Raw genomic sequence first — 19,445 nt, 5'->3', positions numbered from 1 at the left:
GAATGGACAAATTAGATCGCAAAATTTTAAATATCATTCAAGAAGACGGCCGGGCATCCATCAAGAGCATCGCTGAAAAATGTTTCATCTCCGCGCCATCCGCGTCCGTTCGCCTGCAAAATCTTGAAAATCATGGGTTCATCAACGGCTATACCGCCAATGTCAATTACGAAAAGTTGGGCTATTTGATCAAAGCATTTGTCCGAATTGACGTTAGTTACGTTGAAATGCCTAAGTTTGTTGACTTCATTTCAAAAATTCCCAATGTGGTGGAATGCAACTACATCACCGGAGACGCCTCGGTTCAGCTGAAGGTTTTCTATAAAACCATGACCGAACTGAATGAATTCAACGCGTCTCTTAAGGAGTTCGGCTACAGTCACACAAACGTTGCCTTCACAACGAATATTGGCCCTCGCCCACTAAAACTGCCGGAAAACGACGAATAGTCAAGAGCTGCAAAAAGTTTTTTATTTTCATAGGCAAACCGGCAATCCTGCCTTTTTTTCATGAAAAAATAATCAAAATCACAAAATCATCTGAAAACTTCCTCTCTAAAATGCCCGATTTAGACACCGTGGTGTTAGTATAATGACAAATTAATTAGAGGCCTCTAATTTGATTCATCATTACCAACAGAGAGGAAGTTTATTCATGCAAAAAACAGAAGTAACTGAAAACGCAGACGGCACCCGCCGCTCCTTGAGCAACCGCAACGTTCAGATGATCGCTATCGGAGGCACGATTGGAACCGGCTTATTCTTAGGTTCCGGGACCACCATCAGTAAAACCGGCCCATCAATTTTATTAGTCTATTTAGTGTTAGGTATCTTTTTCTTCTTAATGATGCGTGCCATCGGTGAAATGCTTTATTCAGATCCATCACAACACACATTTGTCTCATTCATTACCCGATATTTAGGACCCACCGTCGGCCACTTTACCGGCTGGACTTACTGGCTGGGACTTTCATTTTGTGCCATGGCAGAAATTACCGCCATCTCTACATATGTTCAGTTTTGGTTCCCAAATATCCCGTCGTGGCTGATTCAAATTGTGTTCTTAGGAACGCTGGCAGCTGTTAACTTAATCGCCGCCAAGGTCTTTGGTGAGGCTGAATTCTGGTTCGCTTTAATCAAAATCATCGCGATTGTCGCCTTAATCGCCACCGGGGTCTTCATGATGTTTACCCACTCGACCACCCCACTTGGCCACGCATCCGTTCAAAATATTTTCCATAACTTCTCAATGTTCCCTCACGGTGGCTTGAGTTTCATCTCAGCCTTCCCAATGGTCTTCTTTGCCTTTCAAGGAATTGAATTTGTCAGCATTACCATCGGTGAAGCCGAAACACCGCATCGAATCATCAAAAAAGCCGTTAACGAAACGCTACTGAAAATTTTGATCTTCTACTTTGGCGCTTTAATCGTGATCATGGGCATCATCCCATGGACCCATTTGACGCCTGCCAGCAGCCCATTTGTCCAGGTCTTCAAATTAGCCGGCTTCCCGGCAGCAGCAGCTGTCATTAACTTTGTTGTTTTGACATCCGCTTCATCGTCTTTGAACAGCTTTATCTTCTCGGCTGGCCGTCACTTCTACCAGCTGGCTACTGAGACGCCTAAGGATAGCTTTATGAACCGCCATTTTGCTAAGATTTCTAAAAATGGGGTTCCAGCCGCTGCGATTGGCTTTTCCGCATTGTGCCTCTTGATTACCCCGTTGATGAGTCTGACCAACGCCACGGCCTCAGTCTTTACGATCGTTGCTGGTTCTTCAAATGACATGTATATCCTGGTATACGCCTTGGCAATGATGGCTCATCGGAAATACCGTGAATCCAGTGACTTTCTGCCAAATGGTTTCAAAATGCCTTGGTACAATTTCACCAGCCCCCTCACCATTGCCTTCTTCGCCATTATCTTTGTGACCTTGTTCTTCATCCCACAAGATATTATCGGTGCGGTCGGTGCCATCATCTGGACAGTTGTCTTCGGCGGTGTAACCTACCTGCATCAACGCAGTTTGGCGGTTGCCGAAGCTCAGAATGATTAATTGAAAAATGGCATTCGTTTTAATTTCAGATATGTCGTTAAAATAATCTTTTCAACCAAACTAATTGTCAAAAGGGTCAAAACATCATCAAACTGGTGTTTTGACCCTTTCGTGTCCGATTGCTTAGTTGCTCATTCCCATTACCAACCCGGCAACGTACGGGATCAGCCAGAACAGCCATACAAGCAAGCTGAACTTGTGGAAATTGCGTTTGGACTTTTCACTCCCCAGCCATAAAACGTAACCGGCCCACAGAAAATGAAAAGCCATCAAGACAATTGCGGCTAAACCAGTTACCAAATGCAGGACAGGCGTGGCAGCCCCCGAGGTGATGGCGATGATTGCGACAATTAATTTGAAATCCATGATGAATTCCTCCATAAAGTTGAGTTGTTTTTTTGGGAGTGACATCGCGTCACCTTTTTTAAATAAAAAATGGAACCTGCAGTTTCGAAGTTCCATCGGATGGTTGCTAACGCTGATTATCTCGTCGGAAATCAACCAGCTCATGCGTGATTTCTTTGGTACTTGGATAAATTTTTCGATAAATTTGATGCAATTGACGATACTTTTCCACGTTATCCGGCTCAGGTAAAAAGACATCTTTGAACTGGATAAAGGTCTTGGCACACTCGGAGATGTCATGATACCATCCCAGGCCAACCGCAGCCAGCATGGCAGCTCCCAGTCCCGGCCCCTGTTCATTTTGCAGGGAGACCACTTTGACATTGAAAATATTGGCCTGGATCTGCTGCCAGAGGGGACTCTTGGCTCCGCCGCCAATCGAGATGACTGTCTCAAATTGGTTTCCTTTCGCCTCATACAAATCCAAAATATCTCTGAAGGAAAAGATAATTCCCTCCAATACGGCGCGAACAAAATCGTGGCGCTGATGGATTCCGTCAATGCCGATAAAGCTGCCGCGGATGTCCGCATCGGCGTATGGCGCCCGCTCACCAACAATGTACGGGGCAAAGAGCAACCCATTAGCGCCGACTGTTGATTTGGCGGCACTATCCACGACTGCAGTAAAGTCCTCGTTTTCGGCAAAGGTCTTTTTGAACCAACTCAGTGAAAATCCTGCGGCCAAGGTAACGCCCATTGAGTAATAGGCATTGGGAATGGCATGGTCCTCGTATTGAATCACGCCATCATAATTGGTTTCCTTTTGGGGTTCATATTTTAAAATCACTCCGGAAGTTCCAATGCTGGAGAGCACCTTTGTGGGTCCGTCAATGCCGGCACCCACTGCGCCACAAGCATTATCAGCACCGCCGCCAAAGGTTTTGGTGTGGGTGGATAATCCAGAATATTCTGCGTACCACTCATTAATATTCCCCGTCTCATCAATGGATCTGACTAATGGCGGACAAATCTTCTCGGGAATATCAAATGCATCTAAAATCTCTTTGCTCCATTGCTGTTTGTCGACATCAAACATCACAGTTCCAGTTGCGTCCGAGGAATCAATTGCCAATTGACCAGTCATTCTGAACCTTAGGTAATCCTTTGGCAATAACATCGTTTTAGCCTGCTGAAAGATCTGGGGCTGATTTTCCTTCACCCACAACAGTTTGGGCAGCGTAAAGCCTTCCAACGGCTTGTTATGGGTAATTTCTATGAACCGACTACCCATTTTAGCCATGATCTCTTGGCGCTGTTGGGTAGAACGAGTGTCATTCCAAAGCATGGCTGGACGCAGGACTTCATTATTGCTATCGAGCAAGACGAGCCCATGCATCTGACCGGAATAACTGATACCGACAATTTGGTCGGGGGTGAGCTTATCTTTTAAAATGAGTCGAACAATTGAAACAGTCGTGGCACTGACCCAGTCTTCGGGGTCTTGTTCCGCGTAACCCGGTTGTGGCTGTTGTAGTGGGAAATCCATTCCTTCCTGGGCAATGATTTCACCAGTCCGACTTACCGCAGTTACTTTAACAGAGCTGGTGCCTAGATCGACACCCAGTACGCATTCAGTCATATCTTCTCCTCCTCGAAAAAAATGAGAATGAAAAATTAATCCCATTCCCATTAATTATTGTATTTGATCAGGATGTTACTTTAAAGTCTGAATGATGTAATGGTTAATTGTATCTTTAATCTCTTCAAGATGATCTGAATGAGTTGCATCGCGAAGATCTTTTTGAGTTTTATCCAGTGAATAATTTTCAAGATCTGCCATACTTGCTTTTCCAGATTCAATATCTGCACCAATTCCTGAGTCAAATGAACTATAGCGGTTTTTAACGATGTCATCAAGGACGCCGTCGTTTTTCATTGCAACAGCAACTCTCAAGCCGGCTGCAAAGCTATCCATTCCGACAATGTGGCCATAGAACAAGTCATTTGGTTCAAATGAAGAACGTCGTGGCTTGGCATCAAAGTTCAATCCGCCGCGAGGTCCAATACTACCATTTTCAACAACTTCAGTCATTGCCGCAGTCGTCTCGTATAAGTTTGAAGGGTATTCGTCAATATCCCAGCCAATCAGCTTATCACCTTGGTTGGCATCCAATGAGCCCAACAAACCGGCTTCTCGAGCAACTCGGATTTCGTGTTGATAGGTATGGCCGGCCAAGTTCGCGTGGTTACCTTCCAAATTAAGCTTGAAGTCTTTATCAAGGCCATATTCTTTCATAAAGGCAATCGTAGTGGCAGCATCAAAATCATATTGATGAGTGGTTGGTTCCTTTGGCTTTGGTTCAAGCAGCATTTGTGCATCAAAACCAATTTCGTTGGCGTAGTCTTTAGCCATATGGAATAATTTGGCAGCATGTTCTTGTTCACGTTTCATATCAGTGTTCCAAAGTGATTCATAACCTTCACGGCCGCCCCAGAATACGTAGTTTTCCGATCCGACACGCTTACCAATTTCCAAACTGTGCTTTAATTGCGCTGCTGAGTAAGCAAAAATGTCAGCATATGGTGAAGTACCGGCACCCTCAACAAAACGGGGATTGGTAAATAAGTTGGATGTGTTCCAAAGCACTTTCATTCCAGAAGTTTTTTGGTTTTCAACGATTTTGTCAACAACCTTGTCCAGGTTTCTATTGGTTTCGCGAAGCGTATCGCCTTCGGGAGCTAAATCCCGATCGTGGAAACAAAGAAAGTCAACGCCTAATTTATCATAAAATTCAAATGCGGCATCCACTTTAGCCAACGCTTGATCCATTGGGTCAGTGTACTTGTCATATGGGCGAATAGCCGTTCCATCACCAAACGGATCGACTAACCGTTGGTCAAATGTGTGCCAATAAGCGACCGCAAAGCGTAACCAATCACGCATTTTCTTACCACCAACGACTTCATCCGGATTATAATATTGAAATCCTAATCCTGACTTTTTCTCTCCGGTACCAACATACTTAATTTTATCGACATTCCAATAACTCATAATAAGCAAGCCTCCAGGTTTTGTTAGTTAGTTAGTTGGTTATATAAACCAACTTACATTTTAAATTTATCATGTCGCAAATACTTTTTCAAGCTCTTTTAAAATATTTAAATCTATCCAGCCGTTTTTTCAGCCCGCGCCTCGTTAAGAGAAAACGAATGTGTTGAATGAATGTTCTTTTAAGTGAGCCTCGTATGTTTTGCCCTTAACATCAATCGAGATGTCTCGATCATGGTTCATACTATTAGACATCACCACAATGACACTACCATCGGTATTCTCATAAGCAGTTGCTTCCCCAGCAGCGTGGCCGCCATACGAAAGCAAGTGAGCACCTGGTCGAACGTAATGTGCGTAATGCTTCATAACGTAATATTCAGGGTTATAGGTCGTCTGACCAGTCTTTGAATCAACCGAAATCATGCTGTTCTGTAACCAACCCCAAGTGCTTTCACCATCTTGTAAGACAGAATTCCAGTACATATATGCGTTCACACCATTACTGATATAGTGACGGAATAAGTTAAAGACGTATTCCCCATAAGTCCAAGTATTGTTACCATTGCCACATTCAGATTCTGACTGGAAATAGTTCAATTCCGGGAATGCTTGTACAGTCCGTTGAAGAACAGACTTGCCTGCCCATTGATAGGTAACCCCTTTAATATACCGATAAGCATCGGGCTCTGAAAGAACCGTTTCAGTAATGACTGGATAGTCGGTGGTTTCATCCTTGGTCATTTCAGTATCTTCGAGCGGCGAGTTGATAGTTCCTAACCAGATGTCGGTATTCAACCCTGCTTTTTCAAAAGTTGGCCCAAGGTAATTCTTGATGAAGTCACGTAACTCCTCACCAGTCCAGTAGCATGAAGGAAATTTCTGATCTCGTTGAGGCTCATTTTGTGGGAACAGTTGGCTAATGTGAATTCCTTCAGTCTCATATGCCTGAATGAACTTTACAAAGTAATTTGCATATGCTTGTTGAGTCTTCTTATCATGTTTCAAGATTCCATAATTGTACACGGGTTTTGTCTTCATCCATGTAGGCGGGCTCCATGGTGAAGCGGAAAAGACGATGTCTGGATTCCGTTTTTGGGCAGCTTTGATATATGGAATTAAGTATTTCTTATCACGCTCGATGGAGAAATCTTTTAACTCATAATCGCCTGGTGTTTCATCTAATGAATACCAATTCAAAGCATAGTCACTGGCACCAACGGGGATCCGGCAAATTCGATAATTTTCACCCTCTCCGGGTTTGAACAAATCGTCCAAAATCTCGTTACGCTTTTCTTCAGATAGGCTTTGTAGTGCTTGCCAGCCCAACTCGTTAAATGTTTGACCAAAGCCCCAAATTTCTTGACGTTTCTCGGTGCCAACTTCGAGATTATTATGGAGCTTCTCACTCGTGGTGCTCAACTGACTCTCAACCAGTTTTGAATCTTGAGTACTTTCGATTTGTGTAGCAGTCATGAACGTTTTCACCTCTATCGTATATTTGTCCTTACATTAATTAGAGTAATCCTTGGTTCATAAGGACTAAGGGCCAAGGATTGTTAAAACTGTCCTTATTTGGCATTCTCTTCTTGAACCTTAACATCACGATGTTCATTAACGAAGAGAATCATAATACCACCAACGAGGGCAAGACCTGCACATACCGGGAAGATTCCAAAATAGCTACCGTGTGAAGCTGTGACAATTGCAGCAGCCACAATCGGTCCAATAATTTGTGAACCAGTATTGGCCAAGTTCAGGATTCCTAAATCCTTAGCAGCTGTTTGTGGGTTTGGTAATACTTCTAGGTTAAGTGCCTGGTCGACCGCGAAGAAAATTCCCATTCCTAATCCGGCAAGCAATCCATAAACCACCATAGTCCAAGGATTATTACTTAACATCGGGAAGGCCACCCCAACAGCAACCAAGAATGCGGCAATAAATACCGGGATCTTTCGGCTCTTCATCCAATCGGATACAGGTCCAGCAGTAATTGACATGATAATCGCAGTTACCATCAGCATCATGTTGATGATGGAAATGTACTTCTGTTGGCCACCCGTATTTAACTGAATGTAATCACTCAAAATGTACAATTGGTAACCCATAATTGCTGTAGTTGCAGTGTTAATCAACAATTTTCCAAATAGAGCTAAGTAAAAATCTTTTGCCTGATGTAATGGGAAAATAAAGTTTTGAACAACCATTCCTGCTGTAAAATGCTTCTTAGGCATTCCCAAGCTTGAAGGCTCACGAACGATAATTGCAGCAATTGGTCCTGAAAGTAATGTTAGAAAAGCCATCACAACAATACCAGTACCAACGTGGCTCAGAAATTGAGCCCCAACAACTTGACCACCATATTGTCCAATCACATATCCAAAAGCATAAATGGAAGAAATCGTTCCGCGGTTCTTAGGGGCCACTTGGTCTTGTAAAAAAGCAAGCAATGGCGCAACAATCGCATTCAAACAAACTTGATACGAGCACCAAGCAACCACCATCATTGGCACTGTCGTTACCATATTGAACCACAGCAGTGTTAATAAACTTCCAACTGATCCAGCAATTATCCACGGTGTTCTGCGACCAAACTTTGATCGCGTAATATCCGAGAATCCGCCAATAATAATATTCGCTAACGTTGCTGCGATCATGGCAGCAGAAGCAAGTAAAGCAACTACCTGAGCTTTTTCATTAGGAATAATCTGCTGAACTTTTGCTGGAAGCAAAACCCCATTAACACCCAAATAGGGTCCTAACCACAGCAGTGCGCCAATCCCAGTGGCAATCCCAATTTTAATTGGTTTCTTAGGTTGTTCACTATCTAAAACAGTGCCATGCCATTCTGGAACATTTTCATTTTGTGCCATTTTATTCACCTTTTCCGTTCATTAGAATATCTTCAATAATCGTTTGTCGTCTTAAAACAAATAATTGAAGCCGCTTACAATTATCATCAAAAAAATTTGCTGATTGCAACAATCACTAACGGTCGTCACCGCCACTTATCTTTGGTACACGAATCATCACATATGCAATTAGGCCAGAACGCTATCACCTTAAAAAGCGCATTCATTATCAGTTACTTGAAACGCTTTCAGAAAAGTTGATCCTTAATTAAGTACATGGTTAGTTTATCTTTTAAACAAACTTACCGATATGCTTGTATTTGACATTTATTGGACATTATTTGTCATCTAATATTTAAAACTGGATTTTAGTTTGCGCAAAATCGCCACAATTAGTTTGGAATACTATCGATAAACAAAAAAGTAAGTGGGTTTCAGTTCACACATCCCACTTACTTTCACTTATCTTGTATATCTATTATCAATCAGGCTCCAAATCGTCAAATAATACGATTTGATTGACTCCTTGATGTAGCTGAGAAAAAGGACCGATAATTCGCTGACTTAATCCGGTCTTTTTATCAATGCCATTATTAATAGTTAAAGCGGACCCATCTGGGTTATCAAAAACTGCATCAGCCAGCCGCACTTTCCCGAGCGAACGCGTTTTCTGAACTGGAACACAAGTGTTGAACAATTCCTCGGGAACGTTGAGTTGTAACACGATATGCGAGTCTACGCTGGTTAGCTTCAACTTTGCATCCCAATTACGTAATCGGATATTGTTCTGTTCTTCTGAAAATGCATCAGCATCGCCAAGATACGCATTGTCGTTGATATAGACTGGTTGTCGGATGGTTTCAAACAACTCAACATCACCCGGTAGTCTTTGCTCAACCGCCGCAATATATTCCTTCATTGATGTTGGACTACCATCGTACTCTGCAGTTCCAATGTGATTGTCGTCTTCTGAAACGTCAGTCTCGGCGACGAACAAATTGTTAAAATAACGATCATCTCCGCCATAAACACAGGCATAACCCTTTATTATAGTAGTATGTGGCTGATGGTAAGGAGTCGTCCGGTTGAGGACCGACTGAATTGCGACCTCACCCGCAATGAGATTGTTAACATATGCACCACCTTGCGAATATTCATTAATAGCCACTTCAGAGAGCAACACATTATCATCTACCAAAAATGGGCCATGATTGACTTCCAGCAATAAATCACGTAGGTTATCAAAGTATATATTCCGAGACAGCCGCGTCCCTTGAGCCTGCCAATCCAACCATGTTCCCAATGTGCAGTGATCTATCAAGTTGTGCTCAACTCTAACATCAATTGGTGCATGCAGCTTGATTCCGGCAATTTCCCAACCACCAAATTCATATCGTGTACCAATGTTATAAATATGATTGTTAGAAATCGTTGAGAAAATACCGCCCAGAAAACCAATAATCCCAGCCTGTCCACAATCATGAATTTGATTATTACAAATTAAATGGGAACCAATATGATCTTGATCCCAGTTGTTATCATATGCTTTAAACATCGTTTCAATTTGATACTGATATCCTGGTCGATCATGGTACCTTGCAAATTGGTTCTGTTGTCCTTTCGACAACGGGTAAGATCCAAGACTAATTCCACAACACTTAGAATCATGAATATCGTTGTGGTAGATTGCAAATTTAATCCGAATTTTTGGACAAATTTGTCAGCATAACCTGATACGGTGTTTGCCAGTCGAGTATTTTAAGCGGTCGCTGGTTAATTTGGAGTAACGTCGTCGTTAAATCTTGAGCACTAATGTGCTCAAAACGAGTCCCTTTAGGATAAAAATAACGTAAATTCCGATTAAAGCGTTCATTACTACCACGTTCAGCTGGAGTATAAGCATGGCAGTAATAGGTCTTAATACCATATTGTGATTCAAGTGATACTAGCCCACTAAACTCAGTGCCACGGTCCACAGTAAAGCTGTGCACCGGACCATTAAAAGTGGTTAGGAACTTAGTTAGTGCTTCATTAACAGTCGCTGTCGTCCGATCTTTTAACCGGTATGCCCAAAGGAACCGTGATTTGCGATCGATTAAAGTTAATAAAACTGCCTTACTATGCCCACGAGGACCAATGACTGTATCTAGTTCAAAATCGCCGATGCGATTACGTTGATTAATCATCATGGGACGCTGTTCAATTGATCGCCCCAAAGATTGATTATATTTGGATCGTTGGTCAACGTTACGCCGTTGGCGTACGCCATGTTCAGGTAGATCATTCAAGGAGAAATCAATTCTCCCCTGATTTAGCCAATTATAAATAGATTTAGTAGCTAGTTTAAATTCGTGAGCAATCATTCCTGGTGACCAGCTTAGACGTAAATGGTTGAGAATTTTTTGCTTTAACTCATCGCTCAGCTTAGTTTTCCGACCACATCGTGATCGCTTGTATTCGGCATCTGTTTGTGCTAATTCAGCCTGATAAGGTTGACATCGAGATAATTCATAAGAAATTGTTGACGGTGATCGGTTCAGCCGAACGCCCATTTGGATATTGGACAGCCCTAGTTCACAAAAGGTTTCGATTTTAATTCGTTCGGAATAGGTTATACTAGACAAAAGATCAGCTCCTAAAAGATGGGTTTGTGGTAAACACCATTTTAAAGGAAGCTGATCTTTTTTGTCCGAACAGCGTTCGGATTAATTTTACAATCTACCTTGTCTTTAATAATCCAACCTTTTGACCAGTTCACACCAATTAGGCCTTCCTGCTCCGCAGTCGGTGGCGCCCAATTAGTGGCACCCTGTGCCATCTCAAACCCGGTTACTTTAATATAATTTCGGCCAGGCCGGTCAGGATAAAAGCAATATCTTCGAACGCTGATTTCAACTAGTTGGTCGTCAACGTTAAGCCCATGGAAATCAGATAAATAATCGTCTGATTGTCATTGACTTTTGCATACCACTTATCCTCTTCTTCCCTGGTGGTAGTCCTGTGTACAAGCTTTTGCGTAATATATTCTCGCGTTTTTGTGGGCCCAGTCCCCATCACCAGCTCATTATAATCCGCCGCCTCAAATAACGCTTTCCCGTTGACGTAGACTGCCCCAGCGTGACGCCCATTACTTTGTTCCAGCCAATCACCTTTTAAAGAAAAGGCAAACGGGTTGAAGTTTCCAAATACATGGTTATCAATTACCATTCTCCAGATACCGTTTTCCATTTTATCAATGTGATCAACAACTTCTGATCCCTTGATTGTAACATGATCACCTGTAGCCGCCTGATATGCCACCATCTCACCAAGTCGACCCCCTCGAGCAGGATTCACCCGTTCACGATAAGTCCCTTCATGGACGATAACTGAATCTCCTGGGCCTGCCAATTGGGCGGCATGATTAATCGTTAGTAACGGTGAACTTTTTTGCCCATCGTTTTGATCAGACCCATTTTTAGCAACATGAAATATTGTCATCTGCAACTCCTTCTCTCGTCCAGTATCAACTGCAAACGGGATGCCTACCTTCATTGTAAAATTGCAAAAAACCTGATTATCTGCTATAAATGAAACAATAACTGTCATAGCAAAGAAGGCGATCTTTTGGTTTTATTTCAACATTTTGGACTTGAATCCTCACCAATCTTTAAACACTTTGACATATCCGACTTAAACTACCCCATTCATCTTCACCGTGCCTTCGAAATCTTATATGTTCGTAAAGGCCAAGTTCAAGAGCAAGTCGACAACCGCATCTATCACGTTAATCCCCATCAATTTATCATTGTTTTTCCCGATCAGCTCCACGGCTTCGACATGTCACCAAATACCACAGCAACAATTATTTTGTTTTCGCCAGAAATTGTTAGCGCATTCAGTGAACAATATAAGGATCATATTGCAGACAACCCAGTCATTTTCGATAATGTTCCGCCAGAATTTGAGCATTTGGACAATATTTTTGGGATCAAGAGCTTTTTATACGGGCTTTGCAATAAGGTGGTGGAACAGACCCAGCTAACGCTAAAAAAGACTTCTTCTCAATTGACGACAATCTACCAAATTATTAACTACATTAATGACCATTACACAGAATCATGCACACTCAAGCAAATTGCTGACTCAATCGGCTATGACTATGTATACTTATCCAAACTCTTTCAGAAAACAATCAACCTTTCGTATACTAAATACCTCAACAGTTTTCGTATTTCCAAAGCACGTGAACTACTAAAGAACACTTCATTACCAGTTACCGACATTGCCTTTAACGTGGGCTATGAAAATCTAAGGACCTTTAACCGTAATTTCAAAGACGTCACCGGGAATACACCAGCACAGTATCGCAAGTCATCCAAAGTGACTAAATATGATAAGGCGATCCAAGAGAATTACATCTCTGGATAAATCAAAAGTTGACCTTTTTGGAAGAGTATTCTTTCAATATTGGTCAACTTTTTAAATATACTGACCTACTACTTGCTCAAGAAAATCACTGGCCATAATATATTGTTATTTCTGACTTGTAAATGTCAAATCATACTCATCCATGTCCAAAACCCGATGTGTCAACAGTGAGCAACACCCCAAAAGCGTTGCATAGCCTGAATGGGGGATTAGCCGAATGGGTATCTTCATCCCAAGCTTCTGAGCATTATCAACGATATCGTCAAACAACGTTGGAATATCTTCAATCAATGGTGAGTTCAAGTAGAGTTCTTGGGGGGCAAAACTAATTGCAACATTATAAATAACCCGCGAAATTGCATAAGTAAAATGTTTAAGTTCACTTTGAACAACTTTATCACCAGCACGATTTCTCTGTACGATATCCTCACGTGTTAAATTTTCCTGATGAGTCTGAACTTCTACTTGCTCAATAATTGCATCTTCTGAGCAAAAGTCTTCGACCTTATCATTTTTACTGCCAGTAAAATTTTCGGTAAACATCAACGAGCGGCCGATTTCTCCCGCTTCGCCATTAACGCCTCTGTATAACTGCCTGTTCAAAATAATGCCTGCGCCAATCCCCTTATGAATACTAATGGCAATAATATTATTCTTATCCTTGCCGTCATTGAAATCGCGCTCATAAACACCTGAAAGATTTGCCTCATTTTCAAGAAGGACGGGTACTCGATACTTTGTGGAGTACAATTCGACCAGATCCACACCCTCCATATCAATAAAAGGCGAATTGATCACCTGGTTATCTTGAACAATTCCATGAATGGAAAAACCAATTCCGAGTAGTCCACGCTTGGTCTGATCGTTTTGCATTGAAACTTTGATCTGATGATCAATCATTCCCAGAATTTTTTGAATATCTCTACTGCCAAGCTCAATTCTTTGATAGTAAAAGACCTCACCACTAAGATAATTGCCCATCACATGAAGGTGACGGAAACCAAGATCAAAACTGATCGTATATCCATATTGCTCATTAATCTTGACTAAGACCGGTTTCCTACCACCAACATTGGTTGATTGCCCTGAACCGACTTCCTGCAGCAGACCCTTTTCGTCTAGTTCATTATACAAAGCAGATACCGTTGATTTATTTAAATTTAACGTGTGTGAAATATCAATTCGCGAAATAATACCATTGTTAAAAATTTGTTGCAGAACTAGATTCAAGTTTCGCTTATGAAGCTGCTCCCTCCCCGTTGCATTAGTCATTAAATTATTCCCTCCATTTTTTATCACTAAATTCAACAATCAACCTAACTGAGCCACGAGATACCGCTATATTTTCACGAAGGCAGTGATTACGATGATGACACCTTCAGATTAAATACGATATTTTGGTTGTAGCATCAAAGTTGTTCTAAAAAACCAACTATCTAAATCAATTTACAATTTTCATCTAACGGTGTCAATAGCATTTTGTGAAGGCTTACATACAATTTCAATCAACTCAGAACCAATCCGCAAGATTGATTAGTAGGCGGGAGTTTACCTACTTTTGAAATTTTTGAAAATGTTCCGCCAAATATTTTGTCGTCAAGCTCCGCGGATCCTTAACCAAATCCGCCGGCCGACCCTTGGCGACAATCCGACCACCCTGATCACCACCACGGGGTCCCATGTCAATCAGATAATCGGCATTGGCCATTAGGTCAAGATCATGGGTAATCATCAAAACGGTGGCCCCCTGGTCAATCAACTGTGAAAAGACTTTTAACAACACATGCACATCCAGTGGGTGCAGCCCGACTGTGGGTTCGTCGAAGATAAATAACGTATCATTTTGGCGGCTCTTCATATGAGAAGTCAGCTTCAATCGCTGGGCTTCACCACCGGATAGACTCGGGGTGGCCTCCCCCAAGTGAAGATAACCCAGGCCCATCTGCTGGAGAACTTCCAAGGTCTTCAAAATGGATTCATCGTCTTTAAACAAATCAATCGCGTGATCAACGTCGTAGTCAAGGACGTCGGCAATTGATTTGCCATTCCATTTGATATTCAAAATATCCTGGTTAAACCGGCGACCTTTGCAGGTTGGACAGGTTTCAACCATGTCAGGCAGATATTGAATATCCAGCGATATTTCACCAGTTCCCCCACAAGCGGGGCAAGCCCCCTGCTTATTATTGTAGGAAAAATAACTTGGGGTATAGTGATGCTTCTTGGCATCAGGCAGCTGGGCAAACTTCTTGCGCAGATTGTCCATAATGTTGGTGTAGGTTGCCAGGGTTGACCGGGCGTTTTTCCCGACCGGAGTCGCGTCCACACTGACGATATGCTTCATTTTGCCGGGTTCAAACTTGCTAATATAACTCGGTAATGAATGGTTGTGAAACTTGGCGGTGAAGGCATCAAGTAAACCATCCAAAACGAGCGTCGTCTTACCGGCACCTGAGAATCCGGTGACCGCAATCAACCGGTTAACCGGAAATTCTGCGGTAACATCGTTTAAATTAAACCGCTGGTTGATTGTCAGCATCACAGCCCCTTTGGCAAAAACATCGTCATTGGCAATCTTTCGGGTCACCAACTGCGCTTTCCCAGTCAAAAACGGTCCAATTAATGAATGCTGACTCTGGCGAATTTGAGCCGGGGTTCCTTGATCAATCACTTGGCCGCCATTGACCCCCGACCCCGGGCCAATTTCAATGATGTAATCCGCCGCGTTAATAATCGCCGTTTCATGGTCAACGACCACCAACGAATTTCCCTGGTCAACCAGTTGGTGAAAAATCTTGATGAGACCGGCAACATTGTCGGGGTGCAGGCCGACCGAGGGCTCATCCAAGACATACAGAACCCCGGTAGTCTGAGTTCGCAACGTCCGGCCGAGTTGGATTCGTTGAAGCTCACCGGTCGAAAGAGATGCGCCAGCCCGATCCATGGTTAAATAATCCAACCCCAGGTCGAGCAATGGTTGCGTTTGATTGAGCAATTCAGTCGTCAAGTTTTGGGCCAATTTCTGCATATTGTCCGGCAACCATTGTTTGATTCGGTCAACAAAGGCCGGCAGCTTCCCAAGTGGCATATGGCTGGCTTCGGCAATGTTCATGCCGTCAATCAGCTGTCCCAGACGATTGGGATTCATCCGGGTTCCGTGACACATTGGGCAGGTGAAGAAACGGTAAAAACGATTTAGCCGTTTCAAGGCAATCTCACTCTTCGTCGTTTTCATGCTGTCCTCAATGGCGTTGTAGGCATTTTCGTACAAGGCGTTGTCCATATGAAAGACCCGGCCGTTCTTGCTGGGAATATCGATGGTGTAATGTTTCTGTTGACCATGCAGGACCATATCTTTTTCTTTGTCCATTAATTGGTTATAGGGTACATCAATTCTGACACCTGCCGCCTGGGCAACAATCGGCATGAAGTTTCTGCCTGGTGTCCGCCAAGCGGCAACTGCCCCCTCACGGATGGTTTTGGTTTCATCGCCAATCAATCTGTCCGGATCAAGCTGTTTGGTGATCCCCAATCCTTCACACTCTGGGCAGGCACCGTCGGAATTAAAGGCAAAGTCTTCGGCACCAAACGCGTGGAACTTGACGCCACAGGTTGGACAGGTAATCACACCCATTTGGTCGCCCATGACGTCCATGGCTTCCGCAATCTTAATGGTTGGCGGGACTTGGTGGCCGTTGGGACATTTTGGCGAACCCAACCGGGAATACATCAACCGCAGCACGTTGAAAATTTCGGTCATTGTGCCAACGGTCGAGCGGGCACCGGGAACAGTTGGTCGCTGCCGCAATGCCAAGGCAGATGGAATATGCTTAACCGAGTCAACATTGGCCCGGCCAACTTGGCTAATCCGTCGCCGGGTGTAGGTGGCCAGAGAATCCAAATAGCGGCGGGCACCTTCTGAATACAGAATGCCCATGGCTAAGGATGACTTACCTGAACCGGACAACCCGGAGACTGCCACGAATTTATGTAACGGAATATTGACGTTAATGTTCTTCAAATTATTCACTTTTCCACCAATCACTTCAATATGATCGGGAAGCTTACTTGCTGGCATAGGATGACTCCTTTCAAAAATGGTGTTGTTTCAATTTTACCGCACCATTGGCTTTAGTGAATATAAAAAGGTCAAACCATTGCTGGCTTGACCTTGAATCATACTTAAATTGTTTTGAGTTTTCCTCTGAAATCATCGAGCGTCTTGTAACCCTTTTTGTCCATGATATCTTTGAGTTCTTTTGAAATTCGTTCAAAAATCGGTGTGCCTTCGTAACCAAATGCGGTACCAATTTGCACCAAATTAGCGCCACAGAGGACGTGTTCGAAAACATCCATGCCTGACTTGATCCCACCAGTCCCGATGATCGAAATTTCCGGGTTCAAGCGTTGACGAAGGGCCCGCACGTTGGCCAATGCAGTTGGCTTGACGTAATCGCCACCGAGGCCGCCAAAGCCACCCTTAGGTTTGATCACCACTGATTCGGTTTCCGGATCAACGACTAACCCATTACCGATTGAGTTGATAACGTTGATATAAGTAATTGGGAAATCATTCAAAACTTCAGCAATCCCATTAAACTGGTTAAAGTCAAAGTATGGTGGCAGCTTCAAGCCAAGTGGCTTCTTGAAGAACTTGAAGGTTGAAGTTAAGACGTCCCGAACGGCATCGAAGTCGTAACCAACTTGTGACTTACCTTTAACGTTTGGGCAGGAAAGATTCAATTCAGTCAATCCAGAGAATGAACTTTCTTGGACTTTTTTGAGCATCTCAATATTTTGGTCAATTGACAAGCCGGCAATCGATAAGATCACTTGTTTACCGTTCTTGCCTTGATTTTCTTCAGCAAATTTCAAATAATAATCGATCCCGTGATTGGGCAGACCCATCGAGTTGATACTGCCAAGCGGTAATGCCTTCATGCGGGGACTTTCGTTACCGGCCCGTTCTTCTGGTGTGGCACTCTTAGTGACACAGCCACCTGCCATTGAATCCAGGGTCTTATTCAGCTCGTCTGTGGTTGAGCAGCGAACGCCAGCTGCGTTTAACAATAAATTATCGAATTGATAGTCGCCAATGTGAGCGGCGAGTGAGATATTATTTTGCATTTGCTTCCTCCCGTTTTGTCCAGTCCCAAGGGGCTTTGTGCCAAGTTGATAAGCGTGAATACTCTTCATCTGAGAATTTATTTTCTTTGTGGCCTTGGGCAATTAAATCAGCGTAACTCAGTAACGGAACCAATTTGGTGTCAGCGTCGGCAATATTCTTGTCGGCGTCCGGCAACCCGTAAGTGAAGACTGAAGCAACCCCAATCACGTTGACGCCTTCGTTGCGAACCGCTTTAACAGCACCCAAAACACTGCCGCCGGTGGAGATCAAATCATCAATCAAAACCACTTTGTCGTCCTTGGTAATTCGACCTTCAATTTGCTTACCGGCACCGTGATCCTTGGGCTTGGCCCGAACATAAATCAGCGGCAGGTTCAATCTTTCGGCTACCCAAGCAGCATGGGGAATCCCGGCAGTCGCAACCCCGCCGATGACGGTGGCATCAGGATAATTCTCTTTGATATTTTCTGCCAAACCGTCGGCAATCATATCTCGAAGGGAAGGAATCGAAATGGTTAGTCTAAAGTCGGTGTAAATTGGTGATAAGATTCCGCTGGCGTATCTGAAGGGTTTTTCAAGATTGATACTGACAATTTGGTGGTCAATCAGTGATTGAATAATTTGATTAGTTTGCATAATTCCATTCCTCCAACATTTTGTGATAAGCAGCAACCGGATCTTCAGCTCGAATGATTGGCCGGCCGACAACTAAAGCTGAGCTGCCGTATTCTGCGGCCTGTTTAGGCGTTGCGGTTCTTGATTGGTCATCCTTAGGGAAGTTCGCCGGACGAATTCCTGGGGTCACATATAGGAAGTCATTGCCAACCTGTTCTTTCAGTGAACTGACTTCCAACGGGGAAGTGATAACGCCATCGGCACCCGATCGCTTGGCCAATTTGGCCAGGGAGACAACTTGATCAACCATGTCTAATTTACAGTTCTGCTCATTTTCCAAAGCATCTTCAGTAATTGAGGTCAGCTCGGTCACTGCCAATAACTTGGGAGTCGGCACCCCAGCTTCTTCACTGCCAAGCTCAAGGCCCTCTTTGGCAGCCGCTATCATTTCCGAGCCGCCCAATGCGTGAACCGTCGTATAAGTGACGCCCATCCGACCAATTTGCATCATCCCCATCTTAACGGTATTGGGAATATCTTGAAGCTTGAGGTCGAGGAAGATTTTGAAGCCCTTGTTCAGCAGTTCTTTGACAATTGTGGGCCCTTCGCCGTAAAACAGCTCCATGCCGATCTTGACGGTCATCCCTTCGTCGGTTGGAAACTGGTCAATGATCTTGAACAAGCCTTCTCGATTCCAAACATCAAGTGATACAATAAGTGGTCCTCGCATAATTACCCTCCTGGTTAATGACAGAAAAAGAGCCCGAGACTGTGTATTCAGTACATCCCTGTACTAAATCCCACAAAATCACGGACTCTTAGATTAATTGTCGTCCGCTTTTGGCCTCTCTGAACCAAATTAAAGCTCTTTTATTTGTTTATAACTTTATCACGATGGACCAGGTTGTTCAAGTGAAACTTAGTGATCATATTTGCTGAACATCAGATGCATTATGTGTATACTTCGTGTATACGAAAGAAGGAAGTGATA

16 protein-coding genes are annotated in these 19,445 nt (G+C 43.4%); 3 read left to right on the top strand and 13 right to left on the bottom strand.

Annotated elements, in window-relative coordinates; genetic code table 11:
• Window positions 1-2 precede the first annotated feature (2 nt).
• On the top strand, window positions 3-449 hold the full coding sequence (locus tag KE627_RS07855) for an Lrp/AsnC family transcriptional regulator (RefSeq protein ID WP_013727227.1): 447 nt from the start codon (window positions 3-5) through the stop codon (window positions 447-449).
• A gap of 205 nt (window positions 450-654) precedes the next feature.
• Entirely contained in the window at window positions 655-2,055 is a 1,401-nt protein-coding gene (locus KE627_RS07850; protein WP_013727226.1) for an amino acid permease, read from the top strand.
• A gap of 123 nt (window positions 2,056-2,178) precedes the next feature.
• On the opposite strand, the gene KE627_RS12350 is transcribed toward KE627_RS07850, so the two are convergent.
• The 8 genes from KE627_RS12350 to KE627_RS07810 form a co-directional block, all read right to left on the bottom strand.
• On the bottom strand, window positions 2,179-2,421 hold the full coding sequence (locus tag KE627_RS12350) for an HsmA family protein (RefSeq protein ID WP_225424178.1): 243 nt from the start codon (window positions 2,419-2,421) through the stop codon (window positions 2,179-2,181).
• A 106-nt stretch (window positions 2,422-2,527) separates the two neighbouring features.
• Window positions 2,528-4,039, bottom strand: a complete 1,512-nt coding sequence (gene xylB, locus KE627_RS07840) for a xylulokinase (RefSeq protein ID WP_056939257.1) — start codon at window positions 4,037-4,039, stop codon at window positions 2,528-2,530.
• A gap of 75 nt (window positions 4,040-4,114) precedes the next feature.
• Window positions 4,115-5,452: a xylose isomerase gene (gene xylA, locus KE627_RS07835; protein ID WP_013727223.1), complete on the bottom strand. Its 1,338-nt coding sequence runs from the start codon at window positions 5,450-5,452 to the stop codon at window positions 4,115-4,117.
• Window positions 5,453-5,596: 144 nt separating this feature from the next.
• The gene (locus KE627_RS07830) at window positions 5,597-6,925 is read right to left on the bottom strand and encodes a glycoside hydrolase family 30 protein (protein ID WP_013727222.1); all 1,329 of its coding nucleotides are present in this window, start codon (window positions 6,923-6,925) and stop codon (window positions 5,597-5,599) included.
• Window positions 6,926-7,020: 95 nt separating this feature from the next.
• Window positions 7,021-8,322 (bottom strand): MFS transporter, encoded by a 1,302-nt coding sequence (locus KE627_RS07825; RefSeq protein WP_013727221.1) that lies wholly within the window; start codon window positions 8,320-8,322, stop codon window positions 7,021-7,023.
• Window positions 8,323-8,782: 460 nt separating this feature from the next.
• Window positions 8,783-9,928, bottom strand: a complete 1,146-nt coding sequence (locus tag KE627_RS07820) for a right-handed parallel beta-helix repeat-containing protein (RefSeq protein ID WP_240034479.1) — start codon at window positions 9,926-9,928, stop codon at window positions 8,783-8,785.
• Window positions 9,929-9,995: 67 nt separating this feature from the next.
• A complete protein-coding gene (locus KE627_RS07815; RefSeq protein ID WP_211772853.1) occupies window positions 9,996-10,925 on the bottom strand; it encodes an IS30-like element ISLpl1 family transposase in 930 nt (309 codons plus the stop codon).
• A gap of 271 nt (window positions 10,926-11,196) precedes the next feature.
• On the bottom strand, window positions 11,197-11,781 hold the full coding sequence (locus KE627_RS07810) for a DUF1565 domain-containing protein (protein WP_049775760.1): 585 nt from the start codon (window positions 11,779-11,781) through the stop codon (window positions 11,197-11,199).
• A 126-nt stretch (window positions 11,782-11,907) separates the two neighbouring features.
• Here KE627_RS07810 and KE627_RS07805 point away from each other — a divergent pair, with 126 nt between their 5' ends.
• Window positions 11,908-12,711, top strand: coding sequence for a helix-turn-helix domain-containing protein (locus KE627_RS07805; RefSeq protein WP_013727220.1), 804 nt, complete (start codon window positions 11,908-11,910; stop codon window positions 12,709-12,711).
• A gap of 105 nt (window positions 12,712-12,816) precedes the next feature.
• On the opposite strand, the gene KE627_RS07800 is transcribed toward KE627_RS07805, so the two are convergent.
• The 5 genes from KE627_RS07800 to pyrF form a co-directional block, all read right to left on the bottom strand.
• On the bottom strand, window positions 12,817-13,983 hold the full coding sequence (locus KE627_RS07800) for an ROK family protein (protein ID WP_056938865.1): 1,167 nt from the start codon (window positions 13,981-13,983) through the stop codon (window positions 12,817-12,819).
• A gap of 280 nt (window positions 13,984-14,263) precedes the next feature.
• Window positions 14,264-16,789, bottom strand: a complete 2,526-nt coding sequence (locus KE627_RS07795; RefSeq protein WP_056938864.1) for an excinuclease ABC subunit UvrA — start codon at window positions 16,787-16,789, stop codon at window positions 14,264-14,266.
• Between the two features lie 104 nt (window positions 16,790-16,893).
• The gene (locus KE627_RS07790) at window positions 16,894-17,838 is read right to left on the bottom strand and encodes a dihydroorotate oxidase (protein WP_013727217.1); all 945 of its coding nucleotides are present in this window, start codon (window positions 17,836-17,838) and stop codon (window positions 16,894-16,896) included.
• Window positions 17,828-18,475 carry an orotate phosphoribosyltransferase gene (pyrE, locus tag KE627_RS07785; protein WP_013727216.1) on the bottom strand — a complete coding sequence of 216 codons (648 nt, stop codon included), beginning with the start codon at window positions 18,473-18,475 and terminating at the stop codon, window positions 17,828-17,830. Before pyrE ends, KE627_RS07790 begins: the two co-directional genes overlap by 11 nt.
• Window positions 18,465-19,184, bottom strand: coding sequence for an orotidine-5'-phosphate decarboxylase (gene pyrF, locus KE627_RS07780; RefSeq protein ID WP_013727215.1), 720 nt, complete (start codon window positions 19,182-19,184; stop codon window positions 18,465-18,467). The genes pyrE and pyrF overlap by 11 nt, the downstream gene beginning before the upstream one ends.
• Window positions 19,185-19,445: the final 261 nt, after the last annotated feature.

The organism is Lentilactobacillus buchneri (assembly GCF_018314255.1).
Classification (GTDB): domain Bacteria; phylum Bacillota; class Bacilli; order Lactobacillales; family Lactobacillaceae; genus Lentilactobacillus; species Lentilactobacillus buchneri.
This window is presented reverse-complemented; position numbering and strand designations above follow the sequence as displayed.